The following is a 16,005-nucleotide window of genomic DNA, read 5'->3' on the forward strand; positions in this document are numbered from 1 at the left end:
CTCGGCCGAGCCGCCGCGGGTGTCGGCTACAATCGTCACCGCCCTGCCCCGTCGCATGCCGACCACGCGCCGGCCGGGCAAACTCCTCGCCATCCGTCCGAACGTGCGGTCCCGATGATGCTTCCCATGCGTGTCGTTCGTCGCCTCGCCGCCTGCGCAGCCGCCGCGGCCGCGTTCCCGTATGCGCCACTCGTCGGGGCGCAACCGGCATCCGCGCCGCCCGCCGCTTCGCTGCCTGCCGTTGTACCCGCCGCCGCTTCGGTGCCCGCCACCCAACCGCCGTCGCCCTGCCCGCCCGACTGGGAACCGCAACTCTGCGAACTCAAAGCGGCCGTCGAAGTGCTGAAGCGGCAACACCTGACCGACGTCGACATCGGCGCGCTGCTCGACGCCGCGACCCACGAAGGCATCAAGACGCTGCCGTACGCGCGCTTCTTCAACGCGAAGGAAGAGCAGGAACGGCGCGACGACGAGCGGCGCGCACGCGACGGCACGCCGGGCATCGGCATCGTGTTCGAGACGCGGCCCGACGGGCTGCACATCATCGACGTGATTCCCGATGCACCGGCCGAAAAGGCCGGTGTGCGGCCCGACGATCTCGTCGTCGCGATGAACGACAGGAGCGTCGTCGGCATCGACGGCGGCGAGTTGATGAAGCTCGCGAAGGGCGACGCGGGCGTGCCGCTGAAGCTCACGGTGCAGCGCGGCCCGCAGCATGCGGTGCTGACCTTCGCGCCCGTGCGCGCGATCGTCAAGCCGCATCCGGCGACCGCGAAGCGGCTCGACGGCGACATCCTGTACACGCGGCTGTCGAGCTTTCCGGAGTCGGCGGTCGGCGACTATATCGACGCGGTGCAGGCCGCGCGCCGCGCGGGCCCGCCGGTGAAGCAGATGATCCTCGACCTGCGCATCAACGGCGGCGGTGCGCTCAATGCGGCGATCGGCATCACCGCGCTGTTCGCGGGACGCGACCGCACCGCGATGGTGACGGTCGAGCGCGACGGCACGCACCGCCGCCGCTACACGACCAACTGGCCCGACTACGAACTGCCCGTCATGCACGGCCAGGACCCGCTCGCGCCGCTACAGGCCGACGACTGGTGGCGCACCGTACCGCTCGTGGTGCTGGTCGACGGCCAGAGCGCGTCGGCCGCCGAAGCGACCGCGGCGGCGCTGAAGGATCTCGGCCGCGCGACACTGCTCGGCATGCCGACCTACGGGAAAGGGCTCGCGCAAACGGGCGTCGACCTGATCGACGGCACGCGCCTGAATTTCACGTTCGCGCGCAACCTGCGGCCGAACGGGTGCCCGATGGACGGTTACGGCGTCGTGCCGGACCGGCTCGTGCCGCCGCGCCGCGACGCGGACGTCGACGGCGTGCTGCTGTGGTACCGGGAAGTCGATCTCGCCCGCGCGCCCTATGCGGACCGGCAGGCGCCCGACCCGTTCGCGCAGGTGCGCAAGGCCCGCCAGAAGCTGCGCGAAGCGCGCGTGCGCGCGAAGGTCGATACGGCGAGGAGCGCGGCGCTGCCGCAGCGCGCATTCGGCACGGCGGCTGACTGGCAGCTCCGTCAGGCGCTCAATGCCCTCGCCGGCCGCCCGGTGCAGACCATCGACGCACCCGCGCAACTGATGCCGGCGCAACCAGTCTGCGAGCGCGGCGGCAACTGACGCGCCGCCGCGCCGGACCGGGCGCCACGATGATAAATTGAATGCTCCAATCACTTCATCCGGACCCAGCCCGATAATGCGTACTCAGCCAGGCGGAGCCCTCCGGGGGTTCAAGTATTCACTCGTGACGACCATCATGGGCGCGCTTATCGGCAGCTTCGGCACCTGGATGGTCGACCGCAACATGGTCAGCGCAGCACGCGAGACGGCCCGTCTCGCAGAGCAACGCACGGCGTTTGTCGAAGTATGGGGGCAAGCCGAGCTATTCGCCTTGAAGCAGGCGCGATATGACGACTTCTCGTCGCTCGACGATTTGGCGGCGAAAATGCCGCAAAACCCGGTGTCAGCAATTTTCCGGAACAACTATCGTGTGCTCGGAGCTGAAGCGAATCGCGCCCAAGATGAAGCGCGTAACTCGCTCGCGGCCAAGCGCCTGCTCCTGTCGGAGCCGCAATACGCCACGGCCCGCCGCTTCATCGACGCCACATCCGCGGAGAACCGAACCGGAAAGCGCGTCACGGCGGCCAATCTCGAAGCGCTACGCGCGACTGCGAAGACGCTTCTCGCTAGCGACGGCTGAATCGCAGCCATCACTAGCTGCACGAGTCACCGAAACCCGAACCGCCGCCGCAGCACGACCAGCGCCGCGAGGCTCAGCACGGCCGCGAACATCAGATAGAAGCTCGGCGCGGTCTTCATCCCGGTCTCGCGGATCAGCCACGCGATGATGAACGGCCCGAAGCCGCCGAAGATCGTCACCGCGACGTTATAGGCGAGCGACATCCCGGTCGTGCGCGTCTGCACCGGAAACACCTCGGACAACAGGCCCGGCAGCGCCGCGAAGTAGCCGGTCATCAGGAACGCGAGCAGCACCTGCAGCGCGATCAGCGTGCCGAAGCCCGGATGCGCGACGAGATACGCGAACGCCGGATAGATCAGCACGAGGATGCCGACGGCCGGCGCGATCATCACGCGCACGCGGCCGTAGCGATCCGACCAGTGGCCGACGAGCGGCGCGAACGCCATCTGGATCACGCCGACCACGAGAATCGCGGCAAACGCGGCTGACGGCGCGAGGCCCAGCTGCTTCACGCCGTAGGTCGGCATGAACAGCACGAGATAGGTCGCGACGGTGCCGAGCACGACCACGCCCATCGCCGCGACGAGGCGCGCCTTGTGCGACGCGAACGTATCGCGCAGCGGGTTCGCGGTGCCTTCGGCCGCGAGGAATTCGGGCGTCTCGTCGACCTTGGTGCGGATGTAGTACGCGACGGGCCCGAGCAGCAACCCGAAGAAGAACGGCACGCGCCAGCCCCACGACGCCATCTGGTCGGCCGTGAGCTGCGCGTTCAGCACGGTGCCGAAACCCGCGGCGAGCAGCGTCGTGAGCCCTTGGCTCGCGACCTGCCAGCTCGCGAAGAAGCCGCGCCGGCCCGGCACGTGCTCGGCGAGGAACGCGGTCGCGCTGCCGAATTCGCCGCCGGCGGAGAAGCCCTGCATCAGCCGCGCGGCGACGAGGATCACCGGCGCGGCGACGCCGATCGTCCCGTAGGTCGGCAGCACCGCGATGATCAGCGTGCCGGCCATCATCAGCATGATCGACAGCGTGAGCGCGGCCTTGCGGCCCGCGCGGTCGGCATACGCGCCGAGCACGATCGCGCCGAGCGGGCGCATGAAGAACGACACGCCGAACGTGCCGAGCGTGAGCAGCAGCGACACGGTGTCGTTGCCGGCCGGGAAGAACAGCTTCGAGATCGTCACCGCGAAAAAGCCGTAGACGACGAGATCGAACCACTCGAGCGCGTTGCCGATCGACGCGGCGACCACCGCGCGCCACACGCGCGGCGACGAGGCAATGGAGCTGGACTGCGTGACGGCATGCATCGGCGATCTCCTTGTCGTTGTACGTTCTGTTCGAGGCGGCCGCCGTCGCGCCGTCGGCCTGCCCGGCGCCGCATGGCCACATGCGGCGCTCGGGCGATTATAGGCGCGCAAAAAAACCGCCGCGCCCCGGTAACGGGAGCGCGGCGGTTTGCCCGCGGGGCCGGCGCGACGGCCGGCCCTGCCGGGGAGTCTTACTGCTGCTTGACCGCTTCGGCCGTGATCAGCAGCTTCGTCTTCATCTTGAAGCCGTACTGCTTGCCGTAGTCGAGGCCGAAATCGTCGCGGCTGAATTCGCCGACCGCGTCGACGCCGCACACTTCACGCTTGAGCATCGGGTGCGGCATGCACTTGAACGAATCGATCTTCAGCGTGAGCGGCTTCGTGACGCCGTGCAGCGTCAGGTTGCCGACCACCGACACCGGCTTGTCGCCGTCGAACTTGATCGTGCCCTTGTAGTTCGCCTGCGGGAACTTCGCCGCATCGAAGAACTCGGCCGTCTGCAGGTGCTCGTCGAGCTTCGCGCTGCCCGTGTGGATCGACGCGATGTCGGTCGTCACGTCGACCGTGCCGGTCTTCGCCGCGCGGTCGAGCGTCACGGTGCCGCTCGACTTGTCGAACTTGCCGCGCCAGACCGACAGGCCGCCGAAGTGGTCGGCCTCGAAGCTCGGGTACGTGTGGCTCGGATCGAACTGGTAGGTTGCGCTTTCGGCGAAGGCCGAGAACGACAGGGAAGCGGCCAGCGCGCCGGCAGCGATGATCAGATGCTTTTTCAAACTTTTTCTCCTGGAAACGGCGCCGCGCCCTCGCGCGGCATTCAGTTGAGGCGGCAACCTGCCGCTTACTTCGTGGCGACGAGATGGAACTTGATCTGCACTTCGTCCGCGACGATCGACGTGTCCTTCCACTCGCCGGTGCCGACGTTGAAGGTCGAACGCTTGATCGGCAGCACGCCGTCGAACGTCTGCGTCGCGCCGTTTTGCGCGACCGTGACGGGCACCGTGACGGTCTCGGCCTTGCCCTTGATCGTCAGCTTGCCGGTCACGTTGTACTTGTTGCCGCCGGCCGGCGCGATCGCCGACGACACGAAGGTCGCCTGCGGATAGGTCTTCGCGTCGAACCAGTCCTTGCCTGCGACCTGGTCGTTGTACATCTTGTCGCCGAGGTCGAAGCTCGCGACGTCGATCGTCATTTGCGCGCTGCCCTGCGCGGCTTTCGCCGGATCGAACTTCACCTGCGCGGAAAACTTCTTGAACGCGCCTTCGGTCGGCACGTTCATCTGCTTCGACACGGCGGACACCTTGCTCTTCGCGAGATCGACGTCGGCATGCGCCGCGCCCGACGCGACAAGCGCCGCCGCGGCGAACGCGGTCAGCATGGAGCGGGAGAAAGACACTTTCATGGGATCCTTCATTTGGCAAAGGGAAGCATGCGCGACAGCAGGCCGTCGCGGTCCAACAGCTGATGCTTGAGCGCCGCGAGCACGTGCATCGCAACGAGCGCAAGCAGAATGTAATTCAAAGACACATGCAGCGTCTTGAAGGTTTCCTTGAGCGCCGGATCGGGGTCGATCAGGCGCGGCAGCGGCACGATGCCGAGATAGACGACCGGAATGTTCGACGCCGAGCTGTACAGGTAGCCCGTCACCGGGATCACGATCATCAGCACGTACAGCAGCATGTGCACGCCGTGCGATGCCGCGCGCTGCCACGCCGGCGTGTCGCCCGGCAGCGGCGGCGGCACGTGGGTCGCACGCCAGAGCACGCGCACGACGGCCAGCGCGAACACCGTCACGCCGATCCACTTGTGCCACGAGAAGTACTTCAGCTTGGTCGGCGTGAAGCCGGGAATGTCCGTCATCACCCAGCCGAGCGCGAAGCCGCAGATGATCAGCAGCGCGATCAGCCAGTGCAAGGCGATCGCGGTGTGCGCGTAGCGTGCCGGCGCGGCCGGCGGCGATTTCGATGCCATCTTGGATTCCTCAGTTCAGCGAACGGCCGCGCCGGTAAATTCGTCCGACGCATGTCAAGGGCGCCATGCTACCGCAACCTTTTGACGTGCGCGGACTCTGAGGACAGGCACGCCAGCCGGCTGACGGCTTCCCGTCATGTTACCGACCGGTCACGAAACTCACGATCCTTGACGCATCGAAAAAGCCCTTTTGGTAAGATTGGCGCGGGTTCCGGCCCCGTCGACGTGTTCCCCCAGCCGTCGCAACACCGCCTTTTCCATGCAACGATACGACCTGATTGCCTGCCACGAATGCGACGCACTGTTGCATAAACCGCGCCTGAGCGGCCGCCAGATCGCGCGCTGTCCGCGCTGCGACGCGCTGCTCTATCGCAACAGCACCACGCAGATCGAGCGCATCACCGCGCTCGCGGTCGCCGCGCTCGTCACGTTCATCATCGCGCAGACGTTCCCGATTCTCGAAATGGACCTGAACGGCACGCGCGTGCAGACGACGCTGATCGGCGCGATCGACACGCTGTGGCATCAGGACATGGAGATCGTCGGCGTGATGGTGTTCTGCTCGACCGTGCTGTTCCCGCTCGTCGAGATGGCCGCGCTGCTTTACGTCCTGCTGCCGATCCGCCGCGGCGTCGTGCCGCCCGGCCTCAACCTCGTGCTGCGCACGATCCAGCTCGTGCGGCCGTGGGGGATGATCGAGGTGTTCATGCTCGGCATCCTGGTCACGATCGTGAAGATGGTCAGCCTCGCGCGCGTCGTGCCCGACGCGGCGCTGTTCGCGTTCGGCGCGCTCACGCTGATGACCGCCGTCGTGCTGATGTTCGACCCACGCACCGTGTGGGACATCGCCGACGACCTGCGCGCCGGCCGCGCGCCGGCGCGGCCCGACCCCGCCGCGCCGCTGCCGGACGCGCCCCGCCGATGACGAGCCCCACGCCGACCGCCGCCCGCGAGGGTTACGCCAGCTGCCACGCGTGCGGGCTCGTGCAGACGATCGACCAGCCGCACGCGCATTGCGCGCGCTGCGGCAGCGCGCTGCACGTGCGCACCCCGAACAGCATCATGCGCACGTGGGCGCTGCTGCTCGCGGCCGCGATCCTCTACATTCCGGCGAACCTGCTGCCGATCATGCGCACCTCGTCGATCGTCGGCTCGCAGCAGGACACGATCATGAGCGGCGTCATCTATTTCTGGACGTCCGGCGACTGGCCGCTCGCCGTGGTCGTGTTCGTCGCCAGCATTCTCGTGCCGATGCTCAAGCTCGGCGTGCTGACGATCCTCGTCACCAGCGCGCAGCGCCGCGCCGCCTGGCGGCCGCTGCAGCGCACGCGCCTCTACCGGATCGTCGAGCGTATCGGCCGCTGGTCGATGCTCGACATCTTCGTCGTGACGCTGACCGTCGCGCTCGTCCATTTCCGTTCGCTCGCCGTCATCACGGCCGGCCCCGGCGCACTCGCGTTCGGCTCGGTCGTGATCCTGACGATGCTCGCGTCGATGCAGTTCGATCCCCGCCTGATCTGGGATCCAGTCGAAACCTCAGGGAATCACCATGAATAGTCCACAAGGCCCGCAGCACGACGCGCCCCGGCCACCCGATCCGGCGATTTCGACGAAAAGCGGCTGGCTGCCGTCGCTCGTCTGGCTCGTGCCGCTGATCGCCGCGCTGATCGGCATCGGCCTCGTGATCAAGTCCGTGCGCGAGCGCGGCCCGGAAATCACGATCAGCTTCCACAGCGCCGAAGGGCTCGAGCCGGGCAAGACCCAGGTCAAGTACAAGGACGTCGAGATCGGTACGGTCAAGACAATCAAGCTGTCGAAGGACCTGTCGCGCGTGCTGGTCCAGGTGCAGCTCAAGAAGGAAGCGGAAGACTTCGCGGTCCAGGGTTCGCGCTTCTGGATCGTGCGGCCGCGCGTCGGCGCGACGGGCGTATCGGGGCTCGGCACGCTGCTGTCCGGCGCGTACATCGGCGTCGACGCCGGCCACGGCCAGGACACGCTGACCGACTTCACGGGCCTCGAAACGCCGCCCGCCGTCACGGGCGACCAGAAAGGCACGCAATACGTGCTGCGCGGCGATTCGCTCGGCTCGGTCGACATCGGCTCGCCGGTCTACTACCGCCGCGTCCAGGTCGGCCAGGTGGTCGGCTTCTCGCTCGACAAGGACGGCACGGGCGTCACGTTCAACGTGTTCGTCAATGCGCCGTACGACCAGTACGTCGGCATGAATACGCGCTGGTGGCAGGCGAGCGGCGTCGATCTGCGGCTCGATTCGAGCGGCCTGAAGCTGAACACGCAGTCGCTCGCGACCGTGATCCTCGGCGGCATCGCGTTCCAGACGCCGCCGAACCAGGGCAGCGGCACGACCGCCCCGAACAACACGACGTTCCGCCTCGGCTCCGACGAGGGCGACGCGATGCGCGACCCGGACGGCCAGCCGCTGCAGGTCGTGATGAACTTCAACCAGTCGCTGCGCGGGCTCGCCGTCGGCGCGCCGGTCGACTTCCGCGGCATCGTGCTCGGCGAAGTGACGAACATCGGCATCGACTTCGATCCGAAGACGAAGAACTTCCTGATGCCGGTGACGATCAACGTGTATCCGGAACGCCTCGGCCGCCGCTTCCGCGAGACGATCGAAAGCAAGGGCGAACCGGCGCGCCGCGAGATCGTCGAGCGGCTCGTCCAGCACGGGCTGCGCGGCCAGCTGCGCACCGGCAACCTGCTGACGAGCCAGCTGTACGTCGCGCTCGACTTCTTCCCGAAGGCGCCGCCCGTGAAGATCGATACCGCGCACCTGCCGTTCGAGCTGCCGACCGTGCCGAACACCCTCGACGAGCTGCAGTTGCAGGTCGCCGACATCGCGAAGAAGCTCGACAAGGTGCCGTTCGACCAGATCGGCGCGAACCTGAACAGCGCGCTCGCGAACGCCGACAAGCTGTTCAAGCAGCTCGACACGCAGGTCGCGCCGGAAGCGCGCGACACGCTGTCGGCCGCGAAGCAGACCTTCTCGACGGCCGAGGCGACGCTGCAGCAGGATTCGCCGCTGCAGTCCGACGTGCGCGGCGCGCTGAAGGAGCTCACGCGCACGCTGCAATCGCTGAACGCGCTCGCCGACTATCTGGAGCGCCACCCCGAATCGCTGCTCAAGGGCAAGCCAGGAGATAAACAATGACGACACGCGTGAACGGTTTCGCGAGCGGCGCGGCGGCGGCGCTCACCGCACTCGCGCTCGCCGCGTGCAGCTCGCCGCCCGCACGGTTCTACACGCTCAGCCCCGCCGACGCCGCGGCGCCGCTGCGCACCGCGCCGGCCAACCCGGCGTTCCTGATCGAGGTGCCGTCGGTCGGCGTGCCCGAGCAGGTCGCGAAGAGCCAGCTGGTCGTGCAGAAGAACGCCGCGCAGGTCGACGTGCTCGAGCAGGAACGCTGGGCGTCGCCGCCCGCCGACGAGATCCGCCGCGCGCTGTCGGACGATCTGGCCACGCAGCTCGGCACGATCGACGTCGCGAATTCCGCGTATCCAGCCGGCGTGCCCGTGTACCGCATCAGCGTGAACGTGCAGCGCTTCGAATCGTGGCCGGGCAAGCGCGCGGCGGTCGACGCCGTCTGGAGCGTGCGCTCGCTCGCCACCCAGGCCGTGATGACCTGCCGCACGAGCGTCGCGGAACCGGTCGCCGACGGCTACGACGCGCTCGTTGCCGGCCACCGGCGCGCGCTCGACGTGATTGCCACGCAGGCCGCGGCCGGCGTGCGCGCGATGGCCGCCCGTCGCGGCGCGCTGGTCGCGCCCGCGGCCGGCGGCAAGACGGCCGCCGCGCCGGTCGTGCCGTGCCCGGCCAACCCGGCGTCCGGCGGCGACGCCGGCGCGACGGGCAAGTCCGGCGCCTAAGCGAACGCGCACGGCGCGCGGGCGAACGTTCGACACGACGTTCGCCTGCGCGGTGTCGGACGATGTGGCCCATCCGGCCGCGCTCGCCAGCCGTAGTCGGCAGCACACCGCCTTCACCGGCCGAACGGCCATGACATTCTTTGTCAAAGCCGCCGGAACCCGCGCCATGCAATGCGGTCGGCTTGCGTTTTCCGGCCCGATTGACGATCCTACGCACTTTCAGGCTCGCGCCGTTCGTCGTGCGCGCGAGCCGGCGGCGCCGGGCCGCGCTCGGCCCGACCGCCGTGCCTCCCGGCGCCCGCACGCGAATCGCGTGCACCGCGGCGGGGCAGCCGCATCGCGGGTCGCCGTGCCCCGTCCGGCACCGGCCCCGTCTCACCCGTTCTCACCGGCGTCGCGCCGTTTCCCCGGCCGGCATCCCGAACCCGCCCGTCCCGGGCTTTCGCTATTCCGTTTATGTTTCGTTCCCTGACGACCCTGATCAAGAAGTGGCGCGCGTCGCGCAATGCCGGTCACCAGCTCGATGCGCTGCTCGCGCATGCCGACGCCGACGCGTCGTACGCCGAGCGCAGCGAATGGCTGATCGAGCTCGCGCACTGGCTGCGCCGCAACGGTACGGTGCAGGACACGCCGGCCGAGCGCGACGCCGACACGCGCACGTATCCGGCCCATGCGCGGCTGCGCTACCTGTTCCACGTGCTCGACCGCAACCCCGCGTGGAAAGCGCACGCGGCGCGCATCCTGCGCGGCATCCTGCGCGAGTGCGACGGCATCTCGCTGCTGTGCGACGCCGGCATGCCGGTGCATTCGGGCTTCTTCGGCGCATTGTTCGAGCGGATCGATTCGTCGCTGATCCCGCCCGCGCCGAACCGCCGCGAGCTGTCGGCGCTGTTCACGCTGATGTTCCCCGCGCCCGAGGACGCGAAATGGATCGACGCGCTGCCCGACGACCTGCTCGCGCGCCTCGCCGGCCTGATCTCGTTCGACGTCACCGAGGAAGAGCGCCACGAGCCCGGCTCGTTCTCGCGCGACCTGCTGGCCGCGCTGCACAACCTGACCTGCCAGATCAGCTCGACCGGCCTGTCGCAGACGGTGCGCAGCCGGCTGTCCGACGACGATGCGCGCAAGCCGCTCGAATCGCAGCCGTTCTACCGCCTCACCCGCGCGATGCTCGCGGTCGAGACCGCGCATGCGGCCGTCGAGGACGGCGGCGACCCGAGCAAGCTGCTGCACGAGGTGAACTACCTGCGCGTGCTGCTCGACGAATGCCGGATCGCCGTCGACGACGTGTTCGCGCACCTGTACCGCAACGGCGTGTCGGTCGACATCGTGTTTCAGGTCGAGCGGATGCGCATGCGCATCCTGCGCGCGGAAACGCTGCTGAACGCGTGGATGGCGCGCGACGACCTGCACGGAATGGCGCACCTGACCGCCGAGCTGGTCGACGCGAACCAGAACAGCCAGAGCGTCGCGCACCTCGTGCGCAGCAACTTCTCGCTGTTCGCGCGCAAGCTCGTCGAGACCAACGCGGACACCGGCGAGCACTACATCTCGCGCGGCCGCACCGAGTACCTGAAGATGCTGCGGATGGCCGCGGGCGGCGGCCTCGTCACCGTCGTGACCGTGTGCGTGAAGTTCGCAATCACGGGCGCGCACCTGCAGTCGATGCTCGAAGGGCTGCTCGCGGGCATCAACTACGCGGCCAGCTTCATGCTGATGCACTTCCTGCACTTCACGCTCGCGACCAAGCAGCCCGCGATGACCGCGCCGACGCTCGCGCGCGAGCTCGACGACACCGGCCACGAGGAAGGCGTGAAGACGTTCGTCGCGTCGGTGATCGCGCTGATCCGCACGCAGGCGGCCGCGATTTCCGGCAACGTGCTCGTCGTGCTGCCCGTGTGCCTGCTCGTGCAGCTGTTCGCGAGCAACGTGCTGCACGCGAACCTGATCTCGCCGGAGAAGGCGCACGCGACGCTGCATTCGTTCTCGCTGCTCGGCCCGACGCCGTTCTATGCCGCGCTCACCGGCGTGCTGCTGTGGGCGTCGAGCCTGCTCGCGGGCTGGGCCGACAACTGGTTCGTGCTGCACCGGGTCGGCGACGCGCTCACGTACAACCGCCGGCTGCGCCTGACGCTCGGCGCGACCGGCGCCGCGAAGCTCGCGCATTTCTGCCGCTCGAACGTCGCCGGCGTGGTCGCGAACGTCGGCCTCGGCCTGATGCTCGGCCTCGTGCCGGCGATCGTCACCGTGTTCATGTTCCCGTTCGAGGTGCGGCACGTGACGCTGTCGGCCGGCTCGATCGGGATCGCGCTCGGCGTGCTGGGCAAGGGTGCGCTCGGCACGCCCGAGCTGTGGTGGGCCGCCGCCGGCGTGCTCAGCATGGCGATCCTCAACGTGCTCGTGAGCTTCGCGCTCGCGTTCACGATGGCCGTGCGCTCGCGCAGCCTGCGCCCGACCAAGGTACGCGCGCTCGTCGCGGCGATCGTCCGCACGGTGCTGTCGAACCCGCTCGCGCTGTTCTGGCCGGCGGGCAACCCCGCCGCGCGCGCCGGCCAGCCGGGCACGCACTGACTTGCGGCGCGGTGGCGGCGCCTGGCCAGGCGCCCCCTCGCCGCCGTCCCGGCACGCGCGAGCGGCCGTCGCCCCGACGCCGCCGCGCCGAAACGCCGGCCCCGGTCGCCCGCGCCGCGTACAATAGTGGACTTTTGCACGTCCTCACCCGCCTTATGTCCTCGCCCACCCTGTTCGAATTCTTCGCCCCCTGCCCGCGCGGCCTCGAAGCGGCGCTTGCCGCCGAGCTGGCCGAAATCGCCGGCCGCCACCTGAACGGCGCGCCGTTCACCGCGGGCGCGCAGGTGCCGGGCGGCGTCCATTTCAGCGGCGGCTGGGCCGCCGGCATGGCCGCGAACCTCCATTCGCGCATCGCGAGCCGGATTCTGCTGAAGATCGCGCACGGCCCGTACCGCAACGAACAGGACGTCTACGCGCTCGCGCTCGAGCAGCCGTGGGAACGCTGGTTTGCGTCGACGCAGACGCTGCGCATCGACATCACCGCGATCAAGTCGCCGCTGAAGAGCCTCGAATTCACAACGCTGCGCGTGAAGGATGCGATCTGCGACCGGATGCGGGAGAAAACCGGCTCGCGCCCGAGCATCGACACCGGTGCGCCGGACGTGCGCGTGTTCGCGTTCCTGACGGTCAACGAGTGCACGCTGTACCTCGACACGTCGGGCGAGCCGCTGTTCAAGCGCGGCTGGCGTCTCGACAAGGGGGCGGCGCCGCTGCGCGAGAACCTCGCGGCCGGCATCCTGCGCCTGACGGGCTGGACGCCCGGCACCGCGCTGTACGACCCGATGTGCGGCAGCGGCACGTTCCTCGCGGAAGCCGCGCAGATCGCGCTCGGCGTGGCGCCCGGCGTCGAGCGCCGGTTCGGCTTCGAAAAGCTCAAGCAGTACGACATCACCGCGTGGCAGGGGCTGAAGGTGCCGGCGCTCGACGCGAAGCGGGCAGCGCGCGCCAAGCGCGGCGAAGCGCTCGGCGTGTACGGCAGCGACATCTCCGGCGACATGCTCGAGAAGGCGCGCGCGAACCTCGAACGCGCGGGCGTGCCGTCGGTGTGGCTCAAGCAGGTCGACGCGCGCGGGATGACGCCGCCGTGCGACGGGCCGGGCATCCTCCTCGCGAACCCGCCGTACGGCGAGCGGATCGAAGTGCGCGGCCGCAGCGCGCGCGGCGAGGTGCGCGAAACCGGCCGCAACCGCGGCAACGACGACGCATTCCGCCGCACGCACACCGACGCGCCGGACAGCGAGTTCTTCAACGCGCTCGGCGATGCACTGAAGCAACGCTTCACCGGCTGGCAGGCGTTCCTGCTGACGTCCGACCGTTCGCTGCCGGGCCAGTTGCGCCTGCGCGAATCGGCCAAGACGCCGCTGTTCAACGGTGCGCTCGAATGCCGGCTGTTCCGCTTCGACCTGATCGCCGGCAGCGTGAAGGCGCGCCCGGCGGCAGCGGAAGGCGACGACGCGTAAGCCAGCCGTTCGCTTCCACGCGCAACGACTTCCAGGGGCCGCCATCGCGGCCCCTGTGCTTTTGCGCAGCCGGTCAGGGCTTCGACTTCGACCAGCGCGCCATCGTGAACGGCAGCGCATGCCCCGTCTCGAGCAGCGACTTCAGGCTCGACAGCACGACCGGCCAGCCGCCGCAAATCCCGCGATCCCTCTCCGAACCGGGGGCGAGCCCGTCGTGCGTGGCGGTCAGCTTCACGACGCCGGCGTGCGGCTCGGCCTGATAGATGACAACTCTACTGACAATACGGTGTCAGCAGCCCGCGCTCACACTGCAATCCCGGCGCAATGCAGGCTGGTTTCCACACCGAATCCGCATAACAACGCAAACAACGCAACAAGGAGCTCGTCATGACGTCAGCAACCGCCACTGCCATCCCGGAACGCGCGATCGCCTGGTTCGACATTCCGTCCCTCGATTTCGACCGCGCGATCCGCTTCTACGAAACCGTGCTGCAAACCACGTTGCAGCGCGCGGTCATCGGCGGTGTGCCGATGGCGACGTTCGATCGCGACGCGTCGAGCACGGGCGGCAGCATCGTGTTCGATCCGCAGCAGATCAAGCCGAGCGCGAACGGCGTGCTCGTCTACCTGAACGCCGGCGAATCGGTCGTCGCGGCGCTCGAACGCGCGAAGCGCGCGGGCGGCGTCGTGCAGGGCTCGGTCGTCGAGTTGCCGAACAACTACGGCTACGTCGGCTACCTGATCGACACGGAAGGCAACCGCGTCGGCCTGCACGCGCCGAAATGCCACTGAGCGCAGCGGTCAGCGGGCCGGCGCGGCGCTATCATCGCGAAGTCCCCGTCGCCAGAGGAATCGAGGTGCTGTCATGACCCGCCGTGCCGACCGCCTGTTCCAGATCGCCGAGCTGTTGCGCGGGCGTCGTCTCACGACCGCGCAGCAGCTGGCCGACTGGCTGTCGGTGTCGCCGCGCACGGTCTATCGCGACGTGCGCGACCTGCAACTGTCAGGGGTGCCGATCGAAGGCGAAGCCGGCATCGGCTACCGGCTGAACCGCAACGCGAGCCTGCCACCGCTCACGTTCACGGCCGAGGAGCTGGCGGCGCTCGCCACCGGCGCGCGCATGCTCGAGACCTGGGGCGGCGCGCGCTTCGCGAGCGGTGCGCGCTCGGCGCTCGCGAAGATCGCGTCGGCGATGCCGGCCGACAAGCGCACGGCGCTCGACCGCCTGCCCGTGTTCGCGCCGTCGTTCCACATCGACGAGACGTTTTGCGCGAAGGTCGACGCGATCCACCAGGCGATCGACACGCGCCACATCGTCAGCTTCGACTATCGCGACCGGCTCGGCGCGCATTCGCAGCGCCGCGTGTGGCCGCTCGGGCTCGTCTACTGGGGCGGGCGCTGGACGATCGGCGCGTGGTGCGAGCTGCGCGACGATTTCCGCACCTTCGACATCGCGCGGATGGGCGACATCACCGTGCACGAGCAGTTTCCGGACATGGAAGGCCGGCGGATCGCCGACTACATGCGGATCGCGGAAGCGCCGATGCGCTGACGCGCTGACGTGGCAAGGCGGCGGACACGCGCCGCCGCCCTTCGTTTTCCGGGCGCCATGCGGCGCCCGGCCCCACTTCGTCACCCGCCGAACACCACCGGCCGCTTCGGCCGCTCGTCGACGTGCAGCGAAAACACGTCCGCACGCGCATAGTGGCCGACGACGTCGAAGTCGTAGCGCGCCTTCACGAGCTCGTCGGTGTCGATCCGCGCGGTGACGAGCCCGGCCTCGCCGATCAGCGGCCCGGCCAGCAGTTCGCCGAGCGGCCCGACGATCACGCTGCCGCCGCGGATCAGCGGCCGCTCGGGGTCCCAGCCCGGCACGTCGATGCCGAGCGCGCGCGGCGACGGCTGCACCTGGCACGCGCTCACGACGAAGCAGCGCCCTTCGTGCGCGATGTGCCGCATCGAGCTCTGCCACACGTCGCGCTCGTCGACGGTCGGCGCACACCAGATCTGCACGCCTTTCGCGTACATCGCGCAACGCAGCAGCGGCATGTGGTTCTCCCAGCAGATCGCGGCGCCCGCGCGGCCTGCGGCCGTGTCGACGACCGGCAGCGTCGAGCCGTCGCCCTGCCCCCAGATCAGCCGCTCGGTGCCGGTCGGCATCAGCTTGCGGTGCTTCGCGACGAGTCCGTCGCGCGGATCGAAGAACAGCGCCGTGCAGTACAGCGTGCTGCCGCCGCGCTCGATCACGCCGACCACGAGGCTCGCGCCGGTGCGCTGCGACAGCGCGGCCAGCTCGTCGGTTTCCGGCCCCGGCACGTCGATCGCCTGCGCGGCGTAGCGCGCATACGCGTCGCGCCCCTCGGGCAGCCGGTAGCCAAGCCGCGTGCCGAAGATCTCGCCTTTCGGATAGCCGCCGAGCACGGCCTCGGGCAGCACGACCAGCGACGCGCCGCTGTCGCGGATCGCGGTTTCGTAGCCGAGGATCGTGTCGAGCGTGGCGCGCGTGCCGGCGGGCGATGCGCCGATCTGCAGCGCGGCGATGACTGAGGTGGACATGAAGGCGTCT

At 69.0% G+C, this 16,005-nt stretch carries 16 protein-coding genes; 10 read left to right on the forward strand and 6 right to left on the reverse strand.

Annotated elements, in window-relative coordinates:
* Positions 1-126 precede the first annotated feature (126 nt).
* Together BLS50_RS05130 and BLS50_RS05135 are read left to right on the forward strand one after the other, a co-directional pair.
* Positions 127-1,671: a S41 family peptidase gene (locus BLS50_RS05130; protein WP_256333941.1), complete on the forward strand. Its 1,545-nt coding sequence runs from the start codon at positions 127-129 to the stop codon at positions 1,669-1,671.
* Between the two features lie 124 nt (positions 1,672-1,795).
* Positions 1,796-2,251 carry a hypothetical protein gene (locus BLS50_RS05135; protein WP_124621709.1) on the forward strand — a complete coding sequence of 152 codons (456 nt, stop codon included), beginning with the start codon at positions 1,796-1,798 and terminating at the stop codon, positions 2,249-2,251.
* 26 nt (positions 2,252-2,277) lie between these two features.
* On the opposite strand, the gene BLS50_RS05140 is transcribed toward BLS50_RS05135, so the two are convergent.
* The 4 genes from BLS50_RS05140 to BLS50_RS05155 form a co-directional block, all read right to left on the reverse strand.
* Complete coding sequence (locus BLS50_RS05140; RefSeq protein WP_074801225.1) at positions 2,278-3,555, reverse strand: MFS transporter; 1,278 nt, start codon at positions 3,553-3,555, stop codon at positions 2,278-2,280.
* A gap of 191 nt (positions 3,556-3,746) precedes the next feature.
* On the reverse strand, positions 3,747-4,328 hold the full coding sequence (locus tag BLS50_RS05145) for a YceI family protein (protein ID WP_006476873.1): 582 nt from the start codon (positions 4,326-4,328) through the stop codon (positions 3,747-3,749).
* A gap of 65 nt (positions 4,329-4,393) precedes the next feature.
* Positions 4,394-4,954 (reverse strand): YceI family protein, encoded by a 561-nt coding sequence (locus BLS50_RS05150; RefSeq protein ID WP_006476874.1) that lies wholly within the window; start codon positions 4,952-4,954, stop codon positions 4,394-4,396.
* 8 nt (positions 4,955-4,962) lie between these two features.
* Entirely contained in the window at positions 4,963-5,523 is a 561-nt protein-coding gene (locus tag BLS50_RS05155) for a cytochrome b (RefSeq protein WP_011544617.1), read from the reverse strand.
* A gap of 259 nt (positions 5,524-5,782) precedes the next feature.
* Here BLS50_RS05155 and BLS50_RS05160 point away from each other — a divergent pair, with 259 nt between their 5' ends.
* From BLS50_RS05160 to BLS50_RS05190, 6 genes are all read left to right on the forward strand, one after another.
* Positions 5,783-6,448 (forward strand): paraquat-inducible protein A, encoded by a 666-nt coding sequence (locus BLS50_RS05160; protein ID WP_011544616.1) that lies wholly within the window; start codon positions 5,783-5,785, stop codon positions 6,446-6,448.
* Positions 6,445-7,080, forward strand: a complete 636-nt coding sequence (locus tag BLS50_RS05165) for a paraquat-inducible protein A (protein ID WP_006476876.1) — start codon at positions 6,445-6,447, stop codon at positions 7,078-7,080. The genes BLS50_RS05160 and BLS50_RS05165 overlap by 4 nt, the downstream gene beginning before the upstream one ends.
* Positions 7,073-8,692, forward strand: coding sequence for a PqiB family protein (locus tag BLS50_RS05170; protein ID WP_006476877.1), 1,620 nt, complete (start codon positions 7,073-7,075; stop codon positions 8,690-8,692). The genes BLS50_RS05165 and BLS50_RS05170 overlap by 8 nt, the downstream gene beginning before the upstream one ends.
* A complete protein-coding gene (locus BLS50_RS05175; RefSeq protein WP_074801226.1) occupies positions 8,689-9,408 on the forward strand; it encodes a PqiC family protein in 720 nt (239 codons plus the stop codon). The genes BLS50_RS05170 and BLS50_RS05175 overlap by 4 nt, the downstream gene beginning before the upstream one ends.
* Positions 9,409-9,864: 456 nt before the next feature.
* On the forward strand, positions 9,865-11,979 hold the full coding sequence (locus BLS50_RS05185; protein WP_074801229.1) for a site-specific recombinase: 2,115 nt from the start codon (positions 9,865-9,867) through the stop codon (positions 11,977-11,979).
* A gap of 155 nt (positions 11,980-12,134) precedes the next feature.
* Positions 12,135-13,439, forward strand: coding sequence for a THUMP domain-containing class I SAM-dependent RNA methyltransferase (locus tag BLS50_RS05190; protein ID WP_006476879.1), 1,305 nt, complete (start codon positions 12,135-12,137; stop codon positions 13,437-13,439).
* Between the two features lie 73 nt (positions 13,440-13,512).
* Here BLS50_RS05190 and BLS50_RS05195 read toward each other — a convergent pair whose 3' ends face one another.
* Complete coding sequence (locus BLS50_RS05195; RefSeq protein WP_074801231.1) at positions 13,513-13,674, reverse strand: SRPBCC family protein; 162 nt, start codon at positions 13,672-13,674, stop codon at positions 13,513-13,515.
* A gap of 152 nt (positions 13,675-13,826) precedes the next feature.
* Here BLS50_RS05195 and BLS50_RS05200 point away from each other — a divergent pair, with 152 nt between their 5' ends.
* Complete coding sequence (locus BLS50_RS05200; RefSeq protein WP_074801233.1) at positions 13,827-14,231, forward strand: VOC family protein; 405 nt, start codon at positions 13,827-13,829, stop codon at positions 14,229-14,231.
* 73 nt (positions 14,232-14,304) lie between these two features.
* Positions 14,305-14,991 carry a helix-turn-helix transcriptional regulator gene (locus tag BLS50_RS05205; protein ID WP_006497518.1) on the forward strand — a complete coding sequence of 229 codons (687 nt, stop codon included), beginning with the start codon at positions 14,305-14,307 and terminating at the stop codon, positions 14,989-14,991.
* Positions 14,992-15,071: 80 nt separating this feature from the next.
* On the opposite strand, the gene BLS50_RS05210 is transcribed toward BLS50_RS05205, so the two are convergent.
* A complete protein-coding gene (locus BLS50_RS05210; RefSeq protein ID WP_074801237.1) occupies positions 15,072-15,995 on the reverse strand; it encodes a carbon-nitrogen hydrolase family protein in 924 nt (307 codons plus the stop codon).
* Positions 15,996-16,005 lie beyond the last annotated feature (10 nt).

Origin of the sequence: Burkholderia orbicola (assembly GCF_900100915.1) — a bacterium.
In the GTDB taxonomy this organism is placed as follows: Bacteria; Pseudomonadota; Gammaproteobacteria; order Burkholderiales; family Burkholderiaceae; genus Burkholderia; species Burkholderia orbicola.